At 70.5% G+C, this 23,898-nt stretch carries 21 protein-coding genes and 1 pseudogene; 13 read left to right on the forward strand and 9 right to left on the reverse strand.

Features of this window, described 5'->3' with window-relative positions; genetic code table 11:
* Nucleotide 1: 1 nt before the first annotated feature.
* Entirely contained in the window at nucleotides 2–2,461 is a 2,460-nt protein-coding gene (locus ABZ906_RS32295; protein ID WP_361388930.1) for a hypothetical protein, read from the reverse strand.
* Nucleotides 2,462–2,648: 187 nt separating this feature from the next.
* Between ABZ906_RS32295 and ABZ906_RS32300 the strand changes: the two genes are divergently transcribed.
* Nucleotides 2,649–2,819 (forward strand): hypothetical protein, encoded by a 171-nt coding sequence (locus ABZ906_RS32300; RefSeq protein WP_361183664.1) that lies wholly within the window; start codon nucleotides 2,649–2,651, stop codon nucleotides 2,817–2,819.
* Between the two features lie 130 nt (nucleotides 2,820–2,949).
* Here ABZ906_RS32300 and ABZ906_RS32305 read toward each other — a convergent pair whose 3' ends face one another.
* The 3 genes from ABZ906_RS32305 to ABZ906_RS32315 form a co-directional block, all read right to left on the reverse strand.
* Entirely contained in the window at nucleotides 2,950–3,186 is a 237-nt protein-coding gene (locus ABZ906_RS32305) for a chaplin (protein WP_361183666.1), read from the reverse strand.
* A gap of 98 nt (nucleotides 3,187–3,284) precedes the next feature.
* Entirely contained in the window at nucleotides 3,285–6,074 is a 2,790-nt protein-coding gene (locus ABZ906_RS32310) for a molybdopterin-dependent oxidoreductase (RefSeq protein WP_361388933.1), read from the reverse strand.
* Nucleotides 6,071–6,895, reverse strand: a complete 825-nt coding sequence (locus ABZ906_RS32315; protein ID WP_361388936.1) for an FAD binding domain-containing protein — start codon at nucleotides 6,893–6,895, stop codon at nucleotides 6,071–6,073. The genes ABZ906_RS32310 and ABZ906_RS32315 overlap by 4 nt, the downstream gene beginning before the upstream one ends.
* A 231-nt stretch (nucleotides 6,896–7,126) precedes the next feature.
* On the opposite strand from ABZ906_RS32315, the gene ABZ906_RS32320 reads away from it, so the two are divergent.
* The 4 genes from ABZ906_RS32320 to ABZ906_RS32335 all read left to right on the forward strand — a co-directional run bounded on the left by ABZ906_RS32320 (nucleotide 7,127) and on the right by ABZ906_RS32335 (nucleotide 11,266).
* Nucleotides 7,127–8,641: a PucR family transcriptional regulator gene (locus ABZ906_RS32320; RefSeq protein WP_361388939.1), complete on the forward strand. Its 1,515-nt coding sequence runs from the start codon at nucleotides 7,127–7,129 to the stop codon at nucleotides 8,639–8,641.
* Nucleotides 8,642–8,777: 136 nt separating this feature from the next.
* Nucleotides 8,778–9,776 carry a DMT family transporter gene (locus tag ABZ906_RS32325; protein ID WP_361388942.1) on the forward strand — a complete coding sequence of 333 codons (999 nt, stop codon included), beginning with the start codon at nucleotides 8,778–8,780 and terminating at the stop codon, nucleotides 9,774–9,776.
* A 144-nt stretch (nucleotides 9,777–9,920) separates the two neighbouring features.
* A complete protein-coding gene (locus ABZ906_RS32330; protein ID WP_361388945.1) occupies nucleotides 9,921–10,697 on the forward strand; it encodes a class I SAM-dependent methyltransferase in 777 nt (258 codons plus the stop codon).
* Nucleotides 10,694–11,266 (forward strand): TetR/AcrR family transcriptional regulator, encoded by a 573-nt coding sequence (locus ABZ906_RS32335; RefSeq protein ID WP_361183677.1) that lies wholly within the window; start codon nucleotides 10,694–10,696, stop codon nucleotides 11,264–11,266. Before ABZ906_RS32330 ends, ABZ906_RS32335 begins: the two co-directional genes overlap by 4 nt.
* A 30-nt stretch (nucleotides 11,267–11,296) precedes the next feature.
* Here ABZ906_RS32335 and ABZ906_RS32340 read toward each other — a convergent pair whose 3' ends face one another.
* Nucleotides 11,297–11,893: a hypothetical protein gene (locus ABZ906_RS32340; protein WP_361388948.1), complete on the reverse strand. Its 597-nt coding sequence runs from the start codon at nucleotides 11,891–11,893 to the stop codon at nucleotides 11,297–11,299.
* Complete coding sequence (locus tag ABZ906_RS32345) at nucleotides 11,890–12,264, reverse strand: PadR family transcriptional regulator (RefSeq protein ID WP_361183681.1); 375 nt, start codon at nucleotides 12,262–12,264, stop codon at nucleotides 11,890–11,892. The genes ABZ906_RS32340 and ABZ906_RS32345 overlap by 4 nt, the downstream gene beginning before the upstream one ends.
* A 96-nt stretch (nucleotides 12,265–12,360) precedes the next feature.
* On the opposite strand from ABZ906_RS32345, the gene ABZ906_RS32350 reads away from it, so the two are divergent.
* Together ABZ906_RS32350 and ABZ906_RS32355 are read left to right on the forward strand one after the other, a co-directional pair.
* On the forward strand, nucleotides 12,361–12,492 hold the full coding sequence (locus ABZ906_RS32350; RefSeq protein ID WP_361183683.1) for a hypothetical protein: 132 nt from the start codon (nucleotides 12,361–12,363) through the stop codon (nucleotides 12,490–12,492).
* 63 nt (nucleotides 12,493–12,555) lie between these two features.
* Nucleotides 12,556–13,836 carry a YeeE/YedE family protein gene (locus tag ABZ906_RS32355; RefSeq protein ID WP_361388951.1) on the forward strand — a complete coding sequence of 427 codons (1,281 nt, stop codon included), beginning with the start codon at nucleotides 12,556–12,558 and terminating at the stop codon, nucleotides 13,834–13,836.
* Nucleotides 13,837–13,942: 106 nt separating this feature from the next.
* Here the strand turns inward: ABZ906_RS32355 and ABZ906_RS32360 are convergent, their stop codons facing one another.
* Both ABZ906_RS32360 and ABZ906_RS32365 read right to left on the reverse strand, forming a co-directional pair.
* Entirely contained in the window at nucleotides 13,943–14,461 is a 519-nt protein-coding gene (locus tag ABZ906_RS32360; protein ID WP_361388954.1) for a hypothetical protein, read from the reverse strand.
* Between the two features lie 264 nt (nucleotides 14,462–14,725).
* Nucleotides 14,726–15,976: an FAD-dependent oxidoreductase gene (locus ABZ906_RS32365; protein WP_361388957.1), complete on the reverse strand. Its 1,251-nt coding sequence runs from the start codon at nucleotides 15,974–15,976 to the stop codon at nucleotides 14,726–14,728.
* A 74-nt stretch (nucleotides 15,977–16,050) separates the two neighbouring features.
* Between ABZ906_RS32365 and ABZ906_RS32370 the strand changes: the two genes are divergently transcribed.
* The 3 genes and pseudogenes from ABZ906_RS32370 to ABZ906_RS32380 form a co-directional block, all read left to right on the forward strand.
* Nucleotides 16,051–16,608, forward strand: a complete 558-nt coding sequence (locus tag ABZ906_RS32370) for a TetR/AcrR family transcriptional regulator C-terminal domain-containing protein (RefSeq protein ID WP_361185022.1) — start codon at nucleotides 16,051–16,053, stop codon at nucleotides 16,606–16,608.
* A 242-nt stretch (nucleotides 16,609–16,850) separates the two neighbouring features.
* The gene (locus tag ABZ906_RS32375) at nucleotides 16,851–17,795 is read left to right on the forward strand and encodes a bile acid:sodium symporter family protein (RefSeq protein ID WP_361388960.1); all 945 of its coding nucleotides are present in this window, start codon (nucleotides 16,851–16,853) and stop codon (nucleotides 17,793–17,795) included.
* A gap of 370 nt (nucleotides 17,796–18,165) precedes the next feature.
* Nucleotides 18,166–18,999: pseudogene (locus ABZ906_RS32380) on the forward strand (ThuA domain-containing protein); the annotation flags it as partial.
* 2 nt (nucleotides 19,000–19,001) lie between these two features.
* Here ABZ906_RS32380 and ABZ906_RS32385 read toward each other — a convergent pair.
* Nucleotides 19,002–19,487, reverse strand: coding sequence for a hypothetical protein (locus ABZ906_RS32385; RefSeq protein ID WP_361388962.1), 486 nt, complete (start codon nucleotides 19,485–19,487; stop codon nucleotides 19,002–19,004).
* Between the two features lie 146 nt (nucleotides 19,488–19,633).
* Here ABZ906_RS32385 and ABZ906_RS32390 point away from each other — a divergent pair, with 146 nt between their 5' ends.
* From ABZ906_RS32390 to ABZ906_RS32400, 3 genes are all read left to right on the forward strand, one after another.
* Nucleotides 19,634–21,199, forward strand: coding sequence for an FAD-dependent oxidoreductase (locus tag ABZ906_RS32390; protein WP_361388965.1), 1,566 nt, complete (start codon nucleotides 19,634–19,636; stop codon nucleotides 21,197–21,199).
* A 79-nt stretch (nucleotides 21,200–21,278) separates the two neighbouring features.
* Complete coding sequence (locus tag ABZ906_RS32395; protein WP_361388968.1) at nucleotides 21,279–22,727, forward strand: aldehyde dehydrogenase family protein; 1,449 nt, start codon at nucleotides 21,279–21,281, stop codon at nucleotides 22,725–22,727.
* Nucleotides 22,724–23,878 (forward strand): M20 family metallopeptidase, encoded by a 1,155-nt coding sequence (locus tag ABZ906_RS32400; protein WP_361388971.1) that lies wholly within the window; start codon nucleotides 22,724–22,726, stop codon nucleotides 23,876–23,878. The genes ABZ906_RS32395 and ABZ906_RS32400 overlap by 4 nt, the downstream gene beginning before the upstream one ends.
* Nucleotides 23,879–23,898: the final 20 nt, after the last annotated feature.

Genomic DNA, 23,898 nt, shown 5'->3' on the forward strand with positions numbered 1-23,898 from the left:
CTCACCACGGTGAGGCCGTTGTCCCGTCGGGGTTCAGGCCGAAGCGCAGGGCGTCCTGCCATTCACGCTTCCCTGTCAGTTCAGCGATCGACTGTACGGACATCGCCGCTCCGGCGTCGACGGCTCTGCGCACCAGCCGTTCGGCACCCTGGTGGTCGCCGGCTTCCGTCCTCAAAGTCGCCAGCGGGACAAGCGCTCTGTGGCTTCCCGCATCGACGGCCTGCTGCGCGATCCACTCGGCCTGTCCCGGATCGCCGTTTGATTTCGCCAGGAAGACGAGCCGCAGGAGCAGGTTGGTGTGTCCGCTGTCTCTTGCCTGCTCCGCCAGATGCTGTACCCGCTGACCGTCAGCGATCTGACGGCGCAGAAGGGCAAGATGGAGCAGCCCTTCATGGCCGCAGCAGAAGAGGACTTCCCTGTAGAACAGCCCGACGTTTTTGTATCCGCCCATGGCTTTGCGCAAGAGGCTGATCTGGTCGAGGGCGCGAGTTCCGTCGAGCCGCGGGTCGGACATCGCCGAGGCAGACCGGGCGTGTTCGACTGCCGCGTCCCAGTCGCCGTCCTCCAGTTTCCATAGCGCCATCTGCTGGTGGGCGTACCCCTGCCCCGCTTCTACGGCCTGGCGTGCCAGATTCCCGGCCAATCGGCGCGATTGCGCCACCTCACGCAACAGGAACATCAGGTAGGTCGGAGAGTAGCGCCGTATGAGTCCGTCGGCAGGCCCGACTTGATACAGCTCGGCTTCCTCCGTCTTCTCCTCCTGGAGGAGAGCCAGCACTGTCGCCGCATGAGCGTTGGCGTCCGCCGCCTCGGCAGCGAAGCGTCTGGCCTCTACGGCGTCTCCCACACGTATGCGCAGCAGTGCCAGCAGGAGCGAGCTGTTGGAATTTCCGAGTTCAGCGGCCCGCTCATGGATCTCAAAGGCGGTTTTCAACCGTAGGCGGGTGCGCGCGGATTCAGCGAGAGCAAAGAGTTCTTTGGGGTCTTCGCTTGAGCGTGCGACGTCCCAGAAGGAAGGGGGAGGGGCTTTTCGCTGCCGCGTCAGACGCCCGTGCTGTTCGAGGTAGTCGGCGAGCCGATAGACCCTGCCGGTGGAAACCAGTTGCCCTGGCGGAGAAATCGGAGGCGCGAGGGGGCCGGGGATTCCGCGGCTGGGCGGGCATGTCTCCTCAAGGGCGCGGTCGAACCACGTTGCGCGCCACGCGTCGGTTTGGACGTTCCAGTGCCCCGGGTCGAGATAGGCCGCGGCGAACGCGAAGAGGAAATCGTGCGGGAGGTCCCGGCCTGCCCCGAGGCGGCGAGCGTCAATCGCCGCCTCAAGGACCGCACGGGCTTCGGGAGATGCTTCTTCGTAGCGGCGGATGAGTTCGCGGGAACCGGCCAGGTACTGGGTGATGCGTTGCCCGCCGTTACGCAGGGCTTCCGCGAGACGGGCGTCGTGCCGGGCCAATTCCTTCAGGGCGTCGAGAGTTTCGTCGGCGAACAACTCCGGGACGGTGAGGCATCGGCCGTTGAGCAGGGCGCGCGCCTGTTCGTGCGGATCAGGATCGGCCGGGCTGCTCGGCTGCCGGGTCAGGGTTTTGTGGTGGTGGTGCCAGAGCGTCCCCACGACGAACACCGGGCCTCGTTCGGGCTCCTTGAGCAGACCGCGCAGCGCGGAGGCGGCCTGTCCGTCGGGCTCGGGCTGGCCGTTGGGCAGCAGGTACCGCTGAAGATCATTGAGCCAGACGACGGTCTGCGCGAGGGAGGGCTCCCGGGCCAGTCCGGCCAGAAGCGCGCTGCGGTCGGCAGGTTGCCATACGCGCCACGGGTCGGGAAGCCGCTGAATGGCGTGCCACAGTGCGCGGGTCTTGCCCGTGGAGGAATCCGCGACGAGGACCCTCAGGCGGCTGCGGTGCAGAGCGGAAGCCACGTCTCTCGCCAGATGCCGGTCGTGGTCTCGTTCGACATAGACGGGGAGCCTGCCGCCGTTGTCGAAGCGCGCGTCCTTGTTCCTGTGCCCGGCATCGATGGCGGGGTGCACTTCGAGGTCTTCGATCGGGTCGGCATCAGCGATCGGCATGCCCGTGCGCCTGCGCGCGGTGGGTTCGTCCGTTGGCCGGCCTGCCCGTGCCTGCTTCCACAACTGCTGCCACATGGCCCGCCTGCCATGCCACCAGGACCGCCCGTGGCCGTCGCTGTCCGGGGGTGCCCCGGCCCACTCCTCCAGCACCTGGACGAGAGCCCATAAGCGGAGATAGTCATCGGGTGGGGTTTTGCCCGTCAGCCAGTCGCTGACGGTCTGCTTGGCCAGCGGCTTGATGCCCGCGCCGCCCTCGCGCGTATTCGCCGTCTTGATGCGTGCGTTGGCCAGTTCAATGGCCCTCTGCTGAGTCCTGGACCCCCTGCAAGCCTTGGCGCGCAGAGCCTGGAGGTGCGCGGTGAGGGCACCGTGCTCTGCCGACGGAGCCAGGTTCGTCACGGAGCAACTCCCGTCCGGCGGCTGTCCGGTGAGTCCGGTGACCGGACCCTTGCCGCACGGCCCGATGAGGCACGTCACGGATTCTGTCCGGCGGGTCCGGCACGTGTCCACAGTCCTGCGGGCGATCCAGTGACCTGTTCCCAGTTCCGCGCCACAGGGCCCGGCACAAGCAGGAAGGACCTTTCGCATGGATCCGTTGATCGCCGCGGCACTGATCGCCGCAGGTTTCGGACTGGTGGTGGCCGCGGCCGCCGTCTTCGTCACCAGGCACGCCATCACGGGCACCGACTCGGCACATCGCGCCGATGTTCTGAAGGGTGTCGCCGTCGTCATCCTCGCCATCCGCGGAAAACGCTGACGCACCTCGCCCCGCTCGACGGCCCGTCCGGCGAGGCATACACGCGGCCGGGCACGCCGCCGAGAAGGGAGAGGCGGCGTGCCCGGCCTGAACGTAGGGGCTGGAGTGCCCTACCGTGCGGTGCCGTCGGTCACTTGTTGACGCAGGTGTTGCCCGAGGCCGAGTTGAGCAGCCCGAGGACATTCACTCCCAGGCCGCAGGCGTTGACCGGGACGTGGACGGGGACCTGAACGGTGTTGCCGGAGAGGACGCCGGGCGAGTTGGTGGCGGCGCCTTCCGCGCCGGCGTCGGCGGCAGCGGCCCCGGCTCCGCCGAGAATCGCGGCGGCGGCCAGTGCGGCGGCGGCAAAGGCAGTACGAACACGCATGGTTGTGCTCCTTCAGGTGGAAGCGAACACTCCACTCGTTCTCCGGCCGGCGACCGCCATAACAGCCGTGCCCCGAAGGAACCAGTCGGGTCACCCGCTCAGGCCAACCGCTCACCCGTCGGCGCCTGCTGGTCCATCGCCAGCCAGACGCGGTCCCGGGTCACCGGCATCTCGGTGAAGCGGATGCCGGTTGCTTCGCGCAGTGCGTTGGCGAAGGCGGGGGCCACCGGGTTGAAGGGGCTCTCGCTCATCGACTTGGCTCCCAGGGGGCCGATCGCGTCGGTCGTCTCCATGAAGTGGACCTCGGTACGGGGCACGTCGGCGTACTGCGGAAGGCGATAGCGCCGGAAGGCAGCCGTGGTCACCTCGCCGCGCTCGTCGAGCCGTACGGTCTCGAAGAGGGTGGCGCCCAGCGCCTGGGCGACTCCGCCCTCGATCTGGCCGCGGCACTGCAGCGGGTTCATGACCTTGCCCGCGTCGGCGGCGTGGACGCTGCGCAGGACCTTCATTTCGCCGGTGTCGGGGTCGACGGCGATCCTGAACCACTGGGCGTTGAAGGCCACCGAGCGCGGGGTGCCGCCCCAGTGTCCCTCCGCCCTGAGCTCGTCCTGGGCCCCTTCGGCGTGGGCCGCCTCGTAGAGCTCTTTCAGGGTGACGGTCCTGCCCGCGCAGTCGAAGCTCTCCGCGTCGAGCGTGCACAGGTGACGGGCCACCCCGGTGTGCCGGGCCGCGAAGGTCCGCAGTCGCCCCGCCAGCGCTTCCGCGGCGAGCAGCACCGCCTTGCCGGCCACGACCGTCCCGGCCGAACCGAAGGCACCGGTGTCGTGGCGGACCACATCGGTGTCGGACTGGCGGATGGCGATCCGGTCCACGGTGGTGTTGAGGGCTCCCGCGGTGATCTGTTTGTGCACGGTGGTGGTGCCGTTGCCGAACTCGGCCGTGCCGACGGCGATGTCGTACGTCCCGTCGCCCAGCAGGCTGACGGTCGCGTCGGCGTAGTGGCCGCCGGGCGGGCCGGTGGCGATCATCGCCATGGCCGTGCCCTGGCCGGTCAGCCACCCCTGCGGCACGTCGTCGGCGCTCCGGTCCTCCGCGATGGCCTTGCGGACGATGCCCAGGCACTGGGCCAGGCCGTACGAGGCGATGTGCAGGTCCTCCTCCTCGCCGATCGGGCTGACCATGGCATCGCCGGGGCCGATGATGTTCTTCTCGCGGAAGGCGAGCGGGTCCATGCCCAGGCGGCGGGCCATCTCGTCCATGGCGGATTCGACGGCGAAGGTGACCTGGCCGAGTCCGTAGCCCCGGAAGGCGCCCGCGGGGACGCCGTTGGTGTAGACGGAGTAGGCGTCGACCTTCTTGTGCGGGGCGCGGTAGACGGCGAAGGACTCGCCGACGCTGTGGAACATGACGGCCGGGCCGTGGTTGCCGTATGCGCCGGTGTTGGAGACGACGCGCATCTGGATCGCGGTCAGGGTCCCGTCGCGGCGGGCGCCCAGTTTGATGCGGATCGTGAAGGGGTGGCGGGTGGTGGCGCCGTAGAACTGTTCGGCGCGCGTGTATTCGAGCTTGACCGGGCGGCGCAGTTTGAGCGCGGCCAGGACGACGATGTCCTCGGTCAGCATTTCCTGCTTGCCGCCGAAGCCGCCGCCCACCCGGCCCGCGACCACGCGGACTTCGTCCTCGCCGAGGCCGTAGAGGGCACACAGCGCGCGGCGGGTCAGGAACGGGGTCTGGGTGCTGGAACGCACGGTCAGCCGCTCCCCGCTGCCGTCGTCCGCGGGCTCGAAGTAGGCGACACAACCGTGCGTCTCCAGGCTGGCGTGCTGGACGCGCTGGGTGCGGAACGTCTCCTCGTACACGACCGCGGCGTCGGCGAACCCCTCGTCGACGGAGCCGATCTCGCCGTGCACTTCGCCGGCCACGTTGTTCTCGACGCGGGCGATCCGTGCCTCGGGTCCCTTGCCGGCGTGGAGGACGGGCGCCCCCTCACGCATGGCGTCCTCCGGGTCCGTGACGTGGGGAAGTTCCCCGTAGGTCACTTCGATCCGCCGGCACCCTTCCTCGGCCGCCTGTTCGCTCTCCGCGACGACGGCGGCGACACGCTGGCCGATGTAGCGGACGGTGTCGTCCAGGACGCGGGTGTCGTCGGGGTCCTCGGTGGGGTGCTCGTGCCGGGCGCTGGAGTACAGGGTGGCGGGGGCGTCCTCGTGGGTGAGGACGGCGTGGACGCCGGGGACCCGCAGGGCGGCGGAGGTGTCGACGGCGAGGATGCGGGCGTGCGGGTGCGGGGAACGCAGCAGCTTCATGTGCAGGAGCCCCGGTACCTCGACGTCGAAGGTGTAGCGGGCGGTGCCCGTCACGACCTGGGGTCCGGCCGGGGCGCCGAGGCTCTTGCCCACCGCCTTGCCCGCGCAGGGGCGTTCGGTGTGCCGCACGCCGCGGACGGCGTCCTCGATGGCCCGGTATCCCGTGCAGCGGCAGATGTTGCCCTTGAAGGCCCGCGGGAGATCGTCCAGTTTGCCGTCGTCGTGGGCGCCGCCCTTCTCCTGTTCGAGGGCGGCCGTCGTCATCAGGAACCCCGCCGTGCAGAACCCGCACTGGAAGCCCTGGGCGTCCAGGAACTTTTGCTGTACGGGGTGGAGTTCACCGTCCTTGGCGGCAAGGCCCTCCACCGTGGTGACCGACCGGCCCGCGGCCCGCACGGCCGGGTAGAGACAGCTGTGCACGGGCTCGCCGTCCACGTGCACGGTGCACGCCCCGCAGTCGCCCGCGTCGCAGCCCTTCTTCACCCCGAACCAGCCGCGCTCGCGCAGGTAGGTGCGCAGGCACTGGCCTGCGCGGGGCTCGGAGTCGGAGGTCTGGTCGTTGACCTGGATGCTGAAGCTCATCGCACACCGTCCCGGGTGAGTTCGTGGCGGACCTGCTCGGCGAGGTGGAAGGCCATGTGCCGCCGCCACTCGGGCAGTCCGTGGATGTCGTCGAACCAGTCGGAGTCCCCCACCGCCGACGTGATCGCCTCGCGCAGCCCGGCCCGGTGCGGCGGCAGGGCGAACCAGAGGCGGACGGGCCGCCGGGTCGCGGCGGTGAGGGTCACGGCCAGCGAACCGTCCAGCGGGTCAAGCGTCCCGATGACAAGGGCGCCGGAGCGCCCCAGGCCGTAGAGCGACGCCTGCCGGAATGCCGTACGACACCGCAGCGAGCGGGCGGGGATCGTCACCGAGCGCAGCAGTTCTCCCTCGGCGAGGTCCTTGCGGCCGGCTCCGGTGACGAAGGCGGCGGCCTTCTTCCGGCGGAGCGAGCCGTCCTGGGCCTGGAGCAGGCACTCGCCGTCGAGGGCCGCGGTGAGGGAGATCATCGGTCCCGCGGGCAGGGCGTTGCAGAGGTTGCCGCCGACGGTCGCCATGTTCCAGATCTTGAACGAGGCGAGGAAGGCGCGGCAGCACTGCTCGAAGAGAGGGGCCGCCGCCGCGTCGAGCGTCCGCCCGAACCGGGACAGCTGCGCGATGGTACAGGTGGCCGCGATCTCCAGCGATCCGTCGGGCAGCGTGCGCAGCGGTTCCCAGCCCATCCGGCTCAGATCCACCAGGCGTCGCAGCTGCGGCTGGGGTTCGGAGAAGAGGTACGTGCCGCCGCCCAGCCAGGCGTCGCCGGGCCGCCAGGGCTCGTGACGGCGTGCGTCACGCACGTCGAGAACCGTGTTCAGATCCATGACTCCCCCGTTGCCGGCCGTTGCTTGCCCCGCCAGTGAAGCCCGGCCACCGGCTGAAAACGACTGGAGCGCAGCACGGAAATCACCCGGCCCGGCCGGCCGCGTCCTGGTGAATCAACCAAGAGGCACACTGCCGATTCTTCCTGGCATTTACGATGGCCCGACTCGCACTCACCTGGTGGATGCGAGAAGCCGGGGTGCGGACCCGGTAGCCATACAAGGAGTCAGCACATGCACGTCGGAGACCTCCTCCGCATCGAGGGGCTCGATCTCGCCCTCGTCTGGGGTGGCGAGAATCTGCTCAACCAGGCGGTCGGCGGAGTGACCGCGACCGACCTGGAGGACCCCACCCGCTTTCTCCGGCCGGGAGACATCGTGCTCAGCGGCCTCGTGTGGTGGACCGCGACGGACCACCGGGCCAGGACCGAGCGTTTCGTCTCCGCCCTCGCGGAGTCCGGAGCCAGGGCCCTGCTCGCCGGCGAGGAGACCCACGGCACCGTCCCCGCCGATGTCGTCGACTCCTGCCGCCGGCACGGCATCGCCATCCTGGCCGTCCCGGCGCACACCAACTTCCGGGCGATCACCGAAGCCGTGTACCGGCGCCAGTGGGGCGATCTCAGCCGCCGCCCCGCGGACCACTTCGCGCTGCCCGAGAACGTACGCGGCGAACTCGGCCGTCTCCTCGACCACGGCGCCGACGCCGGGGAACTGCTGGAGTGCGCCCTCGCACCCTTCGGTGCGCCGCCGGGTTACCTGCTCACCAGCAGCGGGCGCACCATCGCCCGTACCGCCGCCGCCCCCGCCCTTCCCGCCGCGCGCGCCGCGGAGCACCTGCGCGGCCTCACCGGTGAGACGCTGCGCCTCCAGGCCGAGACGACGCCGTACGACGCCTGGTATCTCCATGTGCCCCGGGCCGGCGGAGCACCGCCCAGGGCCCTGCACGAGATTGCCGAGGTCATGGTCCAGCACCGCAGGCACCACGATCACGGGCACGCGGCACGGCGCCGGACCGGGCAGGAGCTGATCGCCCGCGTCGACGGAGGCGGCGGCGACATCGGTGCTCTGACCAACGCCCTCACGTCCTGCGGGGCGCTCGCGGAAGGCCCCTGGCAGGTCGTGGTCATGGCCTCCGGCGCGCAGCTCACGGCCGGCGTCGCCGCACAAGCACTCACCGAAGCCCTCGAGCACCTCTCCCCCACGGCCTTCGCGGTGGGCACGACCCCGACGGAAGCCGTCGCCGTCGTACGAAGCGGCGGCGAGACCACCGCTGCACTCCGCGCGCCCTGGCCCCTCGTCCACGGCTGCCGGCCCGAGGCCCTGCTGCACGCCGGAGTGAGCGCGCCCGCCGCCGAGCCCACCGGGCTCCGTACCGCCCTCGCCCAGGCCCGCTACGCCCTCGCCGCGGCACAACACGACGCGCCCACAAGCAGCCGGGTGACCGACGTCGGGGAACTCTCCTCCCTGGACTCACTCCTGGCCGGCATCCCCGCCGCCGTACGGACCGTCTTCAGCGCCACGACGCTGGGCCCCCTGGCCCACGGCGAACCGGCCTCGCACAACCGGCTTCTGGAGACACTGGAGGTCTTCCTCGCCCACAACTGCTCCTGGGCGCGCACAGCCGAAGCCATGCATCTGCACGTCAACACCGTCCACTACCGCATCGAACGGGTGCAGGACCTCACCGGCCGCGACCTCTCCCGCCTCGACCACAAGCTGGACCTGCGCGCCGCGCTCCTGTGCCGCTGACTCCCGTCTCGTCATCCGGCCCGCCCTGTCCGGTGACGGGCTGATCGGTTACAAAGGGACGGACCGGCCGCCGTTCCCCCGGCCGCCCCACAGCTCCGCACACCCGCCGTCAATCCCCCCCAGAGGTCGTACGCACATGCCCGCCGCCGCAGCCCCCTGGCTGCTCCTGGCCGTCTTCTCCGGCACCCTGATATCCCTGCAGGCGCGGATCACCGGCGAACTCGCCGCCGGGCTCGGCGGCGACGGCTTCGCGGCCGCGGTGATCTCCTTCGGCTCGGGGTTCGTGATGCTGGCCCTCGGGCTCCTGGTGCTGCGCAAGCCGCGCCGCGGGGTCGGCCTGGTGGTCTCGGACGTACGCGGCAGGCGGCTCAAGTGGTGGCAGGTGCTCGGCGGCTTCGGAGGTGCGGCCTTCCTGCTCGCGCAGGGGCTGACCGTCGGGGCGCTCGGGGTCGCACTGTTCACCGTCGCGATCGTGGCGGGTCAGGTCACCGGAGGGCTGCTCTTCGACCGGATGGGCCTCGGCCCGGCCGGACCGCAGCGACCCACCCGGCGCAGGGTCGTCGGGGCGGTGCTCGTGCTCGCCGCCGTGGGCCTGTCGATGGCGGACAAGCTGGGCGGCGGGTTTCCGTACGTGATGCTGTTGCTGCCGCTGGTGGCGGGCGTGTGCGTGAGCTGGCAGCAGGCCGTCAACGGGCATGTGAAGAACGCCGCCGGATCCGCGTACGCGGGGACGTTCTTCAACTTCGTCGCCGGTACCGCCGCGCTGAGCGTGATCTTCCTGGTGCATGCCGTGGCCGCCGGAATTCCCTCCCGCCTGCCGACCGAGCCGTATCTCTATCTCGGCGGCCTGGTCGGCATTTCCTTCATCACCATCGCGGTCGCCGCGGTCCACAAGCTCGGCGTCCTGCTGCTCGGACTGTGCACGATCACCGGCCAGTTGGTCGGCTCGCTCGCGCTCGACCTGCTGCTGCCGCACGGGGACACGCACGTCACCGCGGCCACCGTCGCGGGCGTCGCGCTCGCCCTGGCAGCGGTCTCGGTCGCGGCGCTCTCGGGGACGCGGAGGGGCCGCGTCGTCGCTTCGGGCGACGCGAGCCCCGCACGCCGCCGACACAACCTACAAACCCGCCGCTGACGCATCTGCCAGATCCCTTGGGTAATAAACCAAGCATTCGCCAGGGACGTATGCGAACTCCTATCGCAGATGCAAGATAGGGAGTGCTGTTCGGGGCGCGGATGCCGCCGCTCCGGCCCGGGCCCACAAGGCGAGGTCTCCCCCATGGTCATGCGCACATACGACGGCAGCACCGACGACGTCGGACACGGCACTCACCGCACCCGGTACGCCTCCTACCGCCGGCCGGACGCCCGTATCGCCCTCGACATCGCCCGGGCCCTCGGCGACGCCCGGACCGTCCTCAACGTCGGCGCGGGCACCGGATCGTACGAGAGCGCGGCGCACACGATCACCGCGGTCGAGCCCTCCCTGGCCATGCGCGCCCAGCGCCCGGCCCGGCTCGTCACCGCCATCGACGCGGTCGCCGAAGACCTCCCCTTCGCCGACGGGCAGTTCGACTCGGCGATGACCCTCTTCAGCGTCCACCAGTGGTCCGACGTCGACGCCGGGCTGCGCGAGATGCGCCGCGTCACCCGCGGTCCCGTCGCCGTCCTGACCTGCGACCCCGCCCGCGTACGCGACTTCTGGCTCTACGAGTACGCCCCCGATGTCCTGGAGACCGAAGCCCGCCGCTACCCGCCCCTGCACCACCTCACGGCCGCACTCGGCGGCAACACCACCATCGAGCCCGTCCCCATCCCGCTGGACTGCACCGACGGCTTCAACGAGGCGTACTACGGCCGTCCCGAACTGCTCCTGAACCCCGCCGCCCGACAGGCCTGCTCCGCCTGGAGCTTCATCGACGACCGCGCCCGCCAGGACTTCGACGCCTCCCTGCGCCGCGCCCTGGGCTCGGGCGCGTGGGACGAAGCCTTCGGCCACCTGCGCGGCCGCCCGACCTACAACGGATCACTCGTCCTGCTGCGCGCCACACCATGACGGCGTCGCCCCGCCCGCGCGCACCGCGCTCGGACGCCGAGGACAACCGCGGTCGCATCATCGAGATCGCGAGCACGGCCTTCACCAACACCCCCGGCGCGACCCTCCAGTCGATCGCGAAGGCGGCCGGCGTGGGCCAGGGGACCATGTACCGGCACTTCCCCAACCGCGAGGCGTTGCTCCTCGCCGTCTACCGGCGTGACATCGAGGCACTCGCCGAAGCAGCCCCGTGCCTGCTCGGGGAGCGGGAGCCCCTGGACGCGCTGCGGCTCTGGCTGGGCCGGCTGGCCGCATACGGCCGCGCCGAACACGGGGCGTCCCGGGCCATGGAGGCCGCCACCTGCGCGGAGCGGGGAAGCCACTCCTACCCGCCGCTCGTCGCGGCCCTCGACCACCTGCTCACCGCGGGCAAGGACGCCGGGCAGGTACGGTCCGATGCCGACGCCGCCGAGGTGCTGCTGCTCGTGTCGTTCCTGTGGAAGACCGGCAACGGCCCCGACCGGCGGGAACGCACCGCACGCATGCTCACCATCGTCATCGACGGACTACGCGCCGCGGCGCGCGACTGAAGCCAGCCGGTCCGCCGGTCCGCCGGTACGTCAGGGGCGGCGCGCCCGCCACAGCCACGTCGCCGTGCCGACGAGCAGCGCGAGCATCGCCAGGTTGGCCAGGAGGGCCGGAGTCTCGCCCGCAGGGGCGCTGCTGGACCGGTTCCAGGCGAAGATGACGACCATCGGCAGGACCGCCGCGAGCAGGACGCCGGTGGTCTTCTGGACGGCGACCCAGTGCACCGAGGTGCACAGCAGGACCGCGCCGGTGATGCGGAGCACGGCACCGATCACCGGGCCGGGGTTGTCGGGGAAGGCCATCACGAAGGGCAGTGCGAGGACGAGCATCACCAGCGGGACCAGCGGGTGCACCTTGCCGCGCCGGGCGGGCGCATCCGCGTCGCCGCGGGGCGGGGCCCCGGCGGTCCCGTATCCCGCCTCGGCCAGTGCCGTCGCCGCGATGGTGCGGGGATCGCCCAGCTCCGCCAGGATCTCGCCGATCGCGGCGTCGGGGCGTTCGGCGCGCGTCACCTCGATGTGTTCGGCGAGATCGGCCAGGAGTTCCTGGCGGCGGTCCGCGGTGAGTGCGGAGGCCTCGCGCTCGACGGCGGAGAGGTAGGCGCGTATCGGGTCGGCGGCGGTCTTCACGTGAGGTCTCCGGTGGTGGGGGGCGGGGTGGTCAGGAAGGCGTCGACCGCGTTGCGAAAGCCGGGCCAGACGCGGGTGAACTCGTCGAGTGCGGCCCGGCCGCTGTCGGTGAGCGCGTAGTAGCGGCGGGGCGGCCCGGCGGCGGACTCCTGCCAGGTGGTGGTGACCAGGTTGTCGCGGCGGAGCCGGGAGAGCAGCGGGTAGACCGTGCCCTGGCTGGTGGCGAGGGCGCCGGAGTCCTCCAGGGCGTGCAGGAGTTCCACGCCGTAGCGGGGGCGATCCCGCATCAGGGCGAGGACGCAGTACTCCAGGACGCCCTTGCGCAGCTGGGCGGCTGCCCGGGCTTGCTTGGTCGAATCACCTGGTTCCATGCGATGCAAGATACCTGGCGGGACAAGTGGGGAAGCGGGCGGGGTACGCCTCCCTTGCAGCCGTCTCGTCCGGCGTCTCATTCATATGTTCTCTATGTGAGACGGCGATCCGGGATCGCCGCGGGGATGCCTATGGTGGTGCGCATGTTCGGACCCGCACGTCAGCTCGCTCTCGCGCTCTTCGCGGCCACGCCGTGGAGCGTCGACGACGCGCTCTGTCCCCGCTGACGCCTCGCTCCGCGCCCACGCGAGCACCGCCCGTCCGATCCCTTCCGTTTCCCGGAGACCCCCTTGACCACCGCTGCCGACGCAGGGGCGCCGTCCCGTACCGCCCTGCTCACCCCTCCCCCCACCTCCGCCCCCGCTCCCGCGGCCGAGGCCGCGCCGCCGGTCCGGCGGGTGCCGCTCGCGGTCGCCGGCGTCATCGGTGTCGCGCTCGCCGGGTACGTCTTCGCCGAGCACGGGGCCAAGCCGGGCGTCCTGCTGCTGCTCGGCCTCGGACTGGGGTTCGCGCTCTTCCACTCCCGGTTCGGCTTCACCTCCGCCTGGCGCCAGCTGGTGGCCGTCGGCAACGGCACCGGGCTGCGCGCCCACACCCTGCTGCTCGGCACCACCGCGACGCTCTTCGCCCTGATCATCGGGACCGGCAGCGGCCTGTTCGGTTCGGTGCCGGCTCCCAGCGCCGGGCCGATCGGGGTGGCGCTGCTCGTCGGCGCCTTCCTCTTCGCCATCGGCATGCAGCTCGGCGGGGCCTGCGCCTCCGGGACCCTCTTCGCCGTCGGCAGCGGCCAGGGCACGATCGTGCTCACCCTCTTCGGCTTCATCACCGGCTCCACCCTGGCCGCCTGGCAGTTCGGCCTCTGGAGCGATCTGCCCGCCCTCGACCCGTACGTACTGTCCGACCACGTCGGTTGGTTCGGCTCCTGGGCCGTGACGATCGCGGTGCTCGCCGGGATCTGGTTCATCGCCCGCGCCGTGCAGGCCCGCCGCACTCCCCCACCGGTCGGCACCCCGCCATCGGCGCGCGGCGCCCTGCGTCGTACGGTGCGGGGCTCCTGGCCGCTGGCCGCGGGCGCCCTGGTCCTCGCGCTGCTCGGCGCCGGCGTCCTGCTCGTCTCGGGCGGCGCCTGGGGCGTCACCAGCGCGTTCGCGCTGTGGGGCTCGAAGGTCGTGGGCGCACTCGGCGGTGCGCCGGAGACCTGGGCGTTCTGGCAACAGCCCGGCAACGCGGCCCAGTTGTCGGGTCCGGTCCTCGCCGACAAGAACAGCCTCACCGACATCGGCATCATGGTCGGCGCGGCCGTCGCCGCTGCCGCCGGCGGCGTGTGGCAGTTGCACCGCAACATCCCCGCCCGTACCGCGCTCGCCGCCGTCATCGGCGGCATCCTGATGGGCGTCGGCGCCCGCCTCGCGGGCGGCTGCAACATCGGCGCCTACCTCGCCGGCATCGCTTCCGGGTCCCTGCACGGCTGGATCTGGGGCGCCGTGGCCATCCTGGGCACCTGGGCAGGGCTGCGCCTGCGCCCGCTGTTCGGCCTGGGCAACCCGAAGCCGACGGACAGCGTCTGCTGAGCGTTCACACCGGGGCATTCAGCCTGGTGGCCCCCGGCTGCCGATGAAGCAACCGGGGGCCACCTTCAGGCACCTGCGTCAGGCGCCGGGGCGAAAGCCCCTGGAATCACTTGCAGTTGGGCACGGCGCCCTGGGCCTTGACGAAGCGGGCGGTGACCCAGCCCTTGGGCATGTTGACCTGGTACCAGGTCCGGTTACCGGCGACCGGCTGACCGGCCTTCTTGCAGATCAGGCCGATGGTCTGCCGGTAGCGGGCGGTCCCGGTCGCCGCCGAGGCGGAGGTCGGCTGGCGGCGGACGAACACCCCGACCTTGGAGGTGACGGTGCCCTTGACCACCTTCTGCTTGGGCGGCGCGGGGACGGTGAACTTGGCCTTCGCCGTCCACTTGCCGCAGCCCACTCCGCCCACCACGACCTGGTGACTGCCGGGAGCGGCCTTCCCGCTCACCGCGGCGCGGCCGGTGTACATCAGGGGCTTGGTCTTCTTCGTCAGCGCCACCGTGCCGACGAAGGCGTCGGACCGGGCCTGCACCGAACGACAGGTCTTGGGCGCACCCACCACCTTCACCGTCACCACGGCCTTCTGCTTGACCGTGGCCGGGGTGACCGTGACCCTCGGCTCCATCGACGGAGCATCGGACGCCGACGCCGGCGCGACACCAGTGAACGCCACAGAGGCGAGAGCCACCACCGCGCACCCGCTCACAGCACTACGAACCATTATTTCGTCTCTCCTTGGTGACGCGCCGGGCTTGTTGGAGGAGCCCGAACTTCTGCGCTGTGCGGGAAACATAGGACTGCCACCGGGCATATGAAGCGACCCGCCACACGACACGCGTCCGATCACCAGAATGCAGGAGCTTGCCGGCGGCGACCGATCTCTCCTCCGCTACCCGGCGTCGAGATCCGGGTATTCCGGGAGCCGCCAGTCGCCGCCCCGGTCTTCCTTCGCGTGCTGCGCGATGAATTCGGGGATACGCAGAAAGCAGGCCAGTGCGGTGACGGAGTGAAAGGCGTCGATGGCCAGCTTGTTCTTCGGCATGCCCAGGCGCAGGAGATGCGGCTTGACCGCCGCCTGGATTTCGTCGACGAAGGGCCGTAGCACGGTGTCGTAATTCGCCAGGGCTTCGGGGAGATCACGGGCGCGCCGGGATATCTCACCGGCCAGGACATACGCGCCGATCAGGCCGCCGGAGACCCCCATGCCGCTGTAGGGGGAAGCGCAGTGGGCGGCGTCTCCGACCAGCACCACGCGCCCCTTCGACCAGGTGTCCGTGCGCACCTGCACGACTTCCTGGGAGTAGAAGCTGTCGGTCGTCTCCATGCCTTCGAGGAAGCGCTCGGTCTGCCATCCCGCGTCGCGGAACCTGTCGGCCCAGAACTGTTTCTGGTGCTCGATCGGCTCCCGGTGGACGGCCGATGCCTCTTCGGAGTCGTCCCGCAGGACGAAATAGACCTGTGTTTCGGTGGGGTTGTGACTCCTGCGCATGATCATTCGGGCGCCGGGGGCGTTGTAGGTGTCCCGGATATCGGTGTCCGTCGCGGTGCGGGGGACGAACCAGTAGGCCATGTGGATTCCCACCCGTCGGTACGGATCAGGAGTGCCGGACGGCAGGATGGCCCGCCGGACGCGTGATCCCTGTCCGTCCGCGCCGACCAGCAGATCGAATGCGCCGGACGAGCCGTCCGAGAAGTGGGCGACCACGCGCTTCTCGTCCTGCTCGAAGCGGTCCACGCTCACGCCGAAGACGTAATCCACATCGTCCTTCGCCGCGTCGTGGAGGATGCCCACCAGGTCGCCGCGCATGATCTCGTACTCGGATGTCAGGGTCTGCCGCCCCCGTCCGGACGTGTTGGCCATGATCGTCGCCCTGACCTTGCCGCGCGCGTCCACGAAGGCGACGCCCGCTTCGTCCACGAGCTTGCTCCTGACGACGTCGAGCAGCCCCATGCGCCGTACGGCGTCGATGCCCTGGCCTCGAAGGTCGACCTGGGCGCCGGTGGCCCGCAGGGCCGGGAAGCGCTCGATGACGGTCACCCGGTGACCGCCCCGGGCCAGCCAGTAGGCGAGAGCCTGCCCCGCGATCCCGCCGCCGCAGACAAGGACCTTCAAGGAGGCGGTTGTGGCGGCGCGCGTCATGGCACAGCCCTCTTTCTATCGGTGATAGGTAGATTTACAGCGTCACCTATCACCGATAGGTTGTCAACGTGAAGATGAACCGCGAGACCGTCGTCGGCGAGGCACTCGACCTGCTGGACGAGGTCGGCCTGGACACTGTCAGCACCAGACGGCTCGCGAAACGCCTCGGCGTCGAGCAGCCGTCGCTCTACTACCACTTCCGGAACAAGAAAGAGCTGCTCAGCGCCATGGCCGAGGCCGCCATGGCGCCGCATGCGACGGCGCCGCTGCCGGAGCCCGCCGACGACTGGCGTGAGTGGTTCCTGGAGAACACGCGCAGCTTCCGCCGCACCCTGCTGATGCGCCGCGACGGCGCGCGTCTGCACGCCGGAAGCAGCCCCGGTGTGGCGGACCTCGACCGGGTCGCCCGCAAGATGAACTTCCTGCTCGCATCCGGCGTGCCCGAGGGAGATGCCCGGATGGCGATGCTGGCCGCCGGCCGGTACACGGTCGGCTGCGTCCTGGAGGAACAGGCGGACGCGGGTGCCGATGACAGCCCGGCACATGCCGACATCCCGCTGATCGAGCACGAGTCGGCGTTCGAGGCGGGACTTGCCCTCATCCTGGGCGGGTTGGAGAACCGCGTCGGATAAGCGGGCTCCGCAGCCCGCCGCGGCCGGGTCCGCAGGCTGCACGCGGGCGTCCGGTGAACGCCGATGCCAGTCAGGTGAGTTGGCGTCGAGCTGAGCGGGCGTCAGACGGGGTTCGTCTTCCTCCTTGTCGTACGGCCGGGCCTGAACCGAGAATCATGCCCACAGCTTTCGAGCCCGCCGGTTTCCGCCAAGGAGCCCTCCGTTGAACCTGCGGCCACTCGTCCCCGGCTCCGGAGGTGCCCATGGACTCGCCGCTGACCGCGTATTTGCTGCCCGCCGTCCTCGCCGTGATCATGTACGGTCTCGGACTCGGCCTCACCGTGGCCGACTTCCGCCGGGTAGCCGCCTACCCGCGACCGACCGCCGTCGCCCTCTGCTGCCAATTGGTGCTGCTGCCCGCCGCCTGCCTGGGCCTGGTCCTGGCCTTCGACCTCGGCCCGGAACTCGCCGTCGGCATGATGCTGCTCGCGGCCTCCCCCGGCGGCACGATGGCCAACATCTTCAGCCACCTCTTCGGCGGCGACGTCGCACTCAACGTCACGCTGACCGCGATCAATTCGGTCATCGCCGTCGTCACCCTGCCGATCGTCGTGAACCTCTCCCTCGACCACTTCATGACCGGTACGGACGAGGCCCTTGGTCTGCGCTTCGACAAGACACTGCAGGTCTTCCTCGTCGTCCTGGTGCCCGTCGCGGCCGGCATGTTCACCCGCCACCGCCGTCCGGGCTTCGCGGAACGCTCCACCCGCGCCGTCAAGGTGACGGCGGTGGCCGCACTGGTCGTCATCATCGTCGTCGCGGTCGTCGCCGAGCGGAACAACGTCGTCGGCTACCTCGCCGACGTCGGCCTCGTCGTCGTCCTCTTCGCGACGATCTCCCTCGCCACGGGCTACGGGGCGACCCGGCTGGCCCGCGGCGACCACCGGCAGTCCGTCGCCACCTGCTTCGAGGTCGGCATGCACAACACCACACTGTCGATGGCCATCGCCCTGAGCCCCTCACTCCTGGACAGCACACGCATGGCCATTCCCTCGGCGGTGTACGCGGTGGTGATGTTCGTAATGGCCCTGACCACCGGGTTCCTGCTGCGCCGCTTCACCCCCGGCGGCTCACCTACCACCGGCGTGGCGGGAGTTACTCCCCTGGAGCAGCGCCAAAGCGCGGACGAGCCCGGCGATTTGGCCTGACGGGGCGCCGTAGGCCGCAAGCCGGCCTGACCGACTGAGCGGGCCCGGCTCTTCTCTGCGAACTCGGGACGTTCAACTCAGCGCGTTCAACTCCTCGCACGGACAGGCTTGTTCGGACGCTTCTTGGCTTCACCTCTTGACGACCCTGGTGCAGACCTTTAAGTTCCCGGTCGCCATAGTTTCGCGAATGCGTCCACTGTTCACCCACGTGAACAACCGTGCGCAGCCGTACGCGAGGTCGACCAAGTGAACGCCTCGCGCGCTCGACCGCGATACGCGCCTCGCTCGCCGCACCGCCCTGCTCGTGTTCTCCAGGATGACGAACTCGCACCCCCCCAACCACCCCCCACCCCCCACCCCAGGAGAGTTCATGCACACCATCAGGTCCGGTTCCTCCCGCATAGCCCTGCGAATCCTGCTGCTGCTGGCGACGCTCCTCGCCCTTGCCGCACCGCCCGCCGCGCGGGCGAACACGGAGGCGGCGCCGTTCAAGGTGCTCGCGCTCTACAGCGGCACCTGGGACGCGGCGCACATCGACTTCGACAAGGAGGCGAACGACTGGTTCCCGAAGCAGGCCGCGGCGAACGGCTTCACCTACACCGCCAGCAAGAACTGGGACCTGCTCGCCAACGGCGGCGTGAACTCCTACCAGGTGGTCCTGTTCCTCGACGACACACCGCACACCGCGGCCCAACGCAGCGGTTTCGAGCGGTACATGCGAGCGGGCGGCGCCTGGATGGGATTCCACGTCTCGGCCTTCACGACCGACGCGGGCAGCTGGCCGTGGTATCACGACCAGTTCCTCGGCAGCGGCAACTTCAAGTCCAACACCTGGGGTCCCACGACAGCGGCCCTCAAGGTCGAGGACCGTACGCACCGGGCCACCCAGAACCTGCCGGCCCGGTTCACCTCGTCGGTCAGCGAGTGGTACAGCTGGTCCAATGATCTGCGCCGGAACCCGGACATCAAGATCCTGGCATCCGTCGACCCCAGCAGCTTCCCGCTCGGCACGGATCCCGACCAGTCCTGGTACAGCGGCTACTACCCGATCCTGTGGACCAACACGAAGTACAAGATGCTGTACGCGAACTTCGGCCACAACGCGATGAACTACGACACCAACACCCGCCTGTCGTCGACGTTCGCGAGCGAGACCCAGAACCGGTTCCTCCTGGACGGGCTGAAGTGGCTGGGCGGGGCGGGCAGTTAGCGCCCTGCCTGCAGTTGCTCGTACTCGTCCAGCAGACGCCGCAGATGCCCCACCATGAACTCGTAGTACGCGTACATGTCGCGAAGGCGTGCCTGCTGCACCTCTGCCATGCCAAGGCCCCGCTCCTGCGCGGTCCGGGCGAGTTCGAGCAACTGCCGGTTCTGGTCGAGCTGGTGCTGGAGGCAGCCGCTCCACGCATCGTCGCGCCACACGTAACCGGCCTGGCGCACACCGGGCACCTTGACCCGTTCGACCGTGCCGTTCGCGACGAGCAGGCGGGTCATCTCGGATGCCGAGCCCTTGCTGGCCCCCAGGGTCGTCTGGAGTTCCGACAGCGTCATGGGGGCCGGACTGAGCATCAGGACACCCGCCAGCCGTCCGGCCATGGGCGGCCACCCCATCGCGCGTCCGATCCGCTGACCGAAGTCCTCGATCAGCGGCTCCTCGCCCATGCCTGAGTTGCTGTCGGCGGCTGGCGACACCCATCCCCCTGTACGGAAAAAAATGAATATTCATTCTTGACTGAACTTTCTTGGTACGTCAGATTACCAGCATCCGCGCAGAAGTCACCGGCGCGGGGCGCTCCCGCATCGCGGAGCAGCGGCTCCTCCCGCATCAAGGAGTAGAGATGGCAGCACACGGTTTCGACCTGATCGTCGTCGGCGCGGGCTCAGCGGGTGCGGCGATCGCCGTCCGCGCCGCCACTCGCGGCCGACGGGTCCTCCTGCTCGAAGCTGGCCCCGACTACCGCTCGGCGCAGATGCCGGAGGCGTGGCGCTCGCCCAATCCCGTGGTGGCCCTCATGGACCCCGCGGCCTCGGAACACCTGGTGTGGACCGGCCTGAACTCCTCGCGCACCGAGAAACAACCGCAGGCACCGTACTGGCGCGGGCGAGGGGTGGGCGGCAGTTCGTCCGTCAACGGCCAGATCGCGATCCGGCCGCCGATGGCGGACTTCGAGGAATGGGCCCGGCTCGGCTGCGACGGATGGGCGCCCGAGGATGTGCTGCCCTACTTCGCCAAGCTGGAGGACGACGAACAATTCGGTGACGAGACCTACCACGGCCGCGGCGGACCGACCCCGATCCACCGGGCCCCGAAAGACGCCTGGGGAGGCGTCGACCGGGCCCTGGCCGACTCGGCCCTGGCGGCGGGATTCGGCTGGGCGCCCGACGTCAACGCCCCCGGTGCCACCGGAGTCTCGCCCTACCCGATCAACTCCCGTGACGGGCGCCGCGTCAGCGTCAACGACGCCTACCTCGAACCCGCACGCGAACTGGCCGGCCTCACCATCCGGGGCGACGCGCTCGTGGACACCGTCCTCTTCGAGAACGACCGCGCGGTCGGTGTCCGAGCGGTGATCGAGGGATCCGTCGTCACCGGGTACGCGGACGAGGTGATCCTCAGCGCGGGCGTCATCCACTCCCCCGCGATCCTGCTGCGCTCGGGCATCGGCCCCGCCGGTCAGCTGCGGGCGCTGGGCATCGGGGTCCGCCAGGACCTGCCGGTCGGGCTGGGCATGCAGGACCACGCGATGACGGTGCTCTCGCTGCCGCTGCGGGCCGAAGCCGCCATCAAGTCGCCGCACGACCGGCACACCAACGTCTGCGTGCGCTGGTCCAGCGAGGCCGGTACGCACTCCGACGACCTCATGTTCGTCTCGCTCAACCAGAACGTGCTGGCCATGGCCACGGCCAACACCCATTCGCACGCCGGTGCCTTCGGCGTCTGGCTGAACCACACCCACTCGCGCGGTGAGCTCATCCTGGTCTCCACCGACCCGTCGGTGCACCCTTACGTCGCGCAGCGGATGCTGTCCGACGAGCGTGATCTCGCTCCGATGCGGGAGGGTGTGCGGGCCCTGGTCGAGTTGAGCGGGAGCGCCGGGACAGCCGCCGTGCTCGACGGGTCGATCGAAGAGGCGAACCGTCCGCTGTTCGGGGCGCTGGCGAACGACGGCGACCTCGACGACTACCTGCTGTCCACGGTCATCGACGCCCAGCACGGCACGAGTACGTGCCGGATGGGCGCTCCCGGAGCCGCCGGGACGGTCGTCGCCCCGGACTGCCGGGTGCAGGGGGTCCGGGGGCTGCGGGTCGTGGACGCCTCGATCTTTCCTTCCGTGCCCCGGGCCAACACCAACCTCGCCGCCATCATGACCGGCGAACTCATGGCCGACCGCCTCGACGCCTGACCCCGCCCCGTACTCCCTGGGCCTCCCCTCTACCGGGATGCCTGGTCCCGCCCCGTACCGAACAGAAACGGCCATCACCATGGAAACCCTGCAGAACTTCATCGGCGGCCGGTGGGAAGAGGCGGTCGGCGAGGATGTCGTCGCCGTGGTCAACCCCGCCACCGAGGAGGCCTTCGCGCACTTCCGCGCGAGCAACGCCGACGACGTCGACCGCGCCGTGGCCGCGGCGGGCGCGGCGCAGCCCGAGTGGGCCGCGCTCACCGTGGCGCACCGCGTGGAACGGATCCACGCCTGGGCCGACACGATCGCCGCACACGCCGACGAACTGGCCGAACTGGAATGCCGGGAGATGGGCAAACCGGTCGGCATCGGGCGCACTTTCATAGCGGGGGCCGTGGCCGGGCTGAAGGCCGCCGCCGACCAGGCGCTGACGTACCCGTTCAGCGAGACCGTGACCGGTCCGGGTCCGGCGGGCGAGCGGACCGACATCGTCCGCCACCCGCTCGGCGTCACCGCCGTGATCACGCCGTGGAACTTTCCGGTCGTCATGGTGCTCGGCGCACTCGGTCCGCTGCTCGCCGCCGGGAACACGGTCGTGGTCAAGCCCTCCGAGCGCTCCCCGGTCTCCACCGTGCGGCTGTTGGAGCTGGCCGCCTCCGCCGGGCTCCCCGCGGGCGTGCTGAACCTGATCCTCGGCGACGGCCGCACCGGCGCGGCGCTGGCGGAACACGAAGAGGTACGGCTCGTCCACTTCACCGGCTCGGTCGGGGCCGGCCGCGCCGTGGGGGCGGCGACCGGCCACCGTCTGAGCCGCAGCGTGCTCGAACTCGGCGGCAAGGACGCCGTCGTGATCGACGCCGGGGTCGATCCGGTGGCCACCGCGCGAGCCGTCGCGTTCGGCGCGTTCATCAACACCGGCCAGATCTGCACCTCCATGGAACGCGTCTACGTCCATGAGCGGATCGCGGACGAGTTCACCGAGGCACTCGTCACCGCTGCGGGGACCTTCACCATCGGCGACGGACTTGACCCCGCCACCATGCTCGGGCCGCTCGTGGACGCACGGCAACGCGAGACCGTACGACGCCACGTGGAGAACGCCGTCAGCAAGGGCGCCACCGTCCGCGCGGGCGGAGCCGTACCGGAACGTCCCGGCTACTTCTACCCGGCGACCGTGCTCACCGGAGTCGACGACACCATGCTCGTGATGACGGAGGAGACGTTCGGCCCCGTAGCGCCCGTCACCGTCGTCCCCAGCTTCGAGGAGGGCCTCACGCGCGCGGCTGCCTCCCGCTACGGCCTCGCCGCCACCGTGTACACCGACGACCCCGATCACATCGCGGCGGCCGCGCGCCTGCCCGTGGGTGTCGTCTGGGTCAACCAGTGGCAGGGCGGCGGCCCCGAGCGGCTCTACGAACCCGCCCGCGACAGCGGTATGGGCGCCACCGGGGCGCGTGCCGCATACGACGCGGCGACCCGGCCCGCCGCCGTGCACGTCGCCGCCACCACCCCGGCGGGCTCCCTGTGACCGCCGCCAAGGAGGCCGCGGCCGGGCACATCCGTGCCGCGGCGGACGACCTGATCGCCCTGTCCCACCGCATCCACGCCCACCCCGAGCTGGCCTTCGAGGAACACCTCGCCAGCCGGTGGGTCGCCGAGGCCCTGAGCGAGGCGGGGTTCGAGGTCCGGCACGGATACTGCGGGCTGCCGACCGCCGTGGAGGCGACGGTCGGCAGCGGCCCGACCCACATCGCGATCTGCGCGGAGTACGACGCCCTGCCCGACATCGGCCACGCCTGCGGCCACAACATCATTGCCGCCGCGGCGGTCGGCGCAGGTATCGCACTCGCCCCCTTGGCGGACGAACTCGGCCTGACGGTAAGGGTATTGGGCACGCCTGCCGAGGAAGGCGGGGGCGGCAAGGTGTTGATGCTGGAGCAGGGCGCCTTCGACGGCGTGGACGCGGCCATGATGGTTCATCCGGCCGCGGTCGAGATGGCAGCGATGCCCGGCCTGGCCGTCACCCAGTTCGACGTGACCTACAAGGGCAAGGCGGCTCACGCCGGCGCCTACCCCGAGCTCGGCGTCAACGCGGCGGACGCCATGACCGTGGCCCAGGTGGGCATCGGGCTGCTGCGCCAGCAGACCAGCGCCTCCGACCGCATCCACGGCATCGTCACCGAAGCGGGCTCCGCCGCCAATGTCATCCCCGACTCCAGCCGCGGCCGCTGGATCGTGCGCAGCGACAGCATGGACGCGTTGCAGCCGCTGGCCTCGCGGGTACACCGCTGCTTCGAGGCCGGCGCACTGGCCACCGGCTGCGACCTGACCACCGCGCCGGTCGGCCCCGACTACGCCGACCTGCGGCCGGACCAGGATCTCCTCGCCCTGTGGGTCGCCAACGCCACGGCACTCGGCCGCCGTTTCCCCGAACTGCCGAGCAGCGTCGCGGGCGCCGCCACCGACATGGGCAACGTCTCTCATGCCGTGCCCACCATCCACCCCATGCTGGGCCTCGACTGTCTCCCCGCGGTCAACCACCAACCGGAGTTCACCGCCGCGTGCCGCACCGCGACGGCGGACCGGGCCGTGATCGACGGGGCAATCGGCATGGCCTGGACGGCCATCGATGTCGGCGCCGCGGCCGCGCGCCGCGCGGAGCCGCACACGGGCGTCTGAGGGCAGGGGGCGTCACGTCC

Source organism: Streptomyces sp. NPDC046925, from assembly GCF_040644915.1.
Lineage (GTDB): Bacteria > Actinomycetota > Actinomycetes > Streptomycetales > Streptomycetaceae > Streptomyces.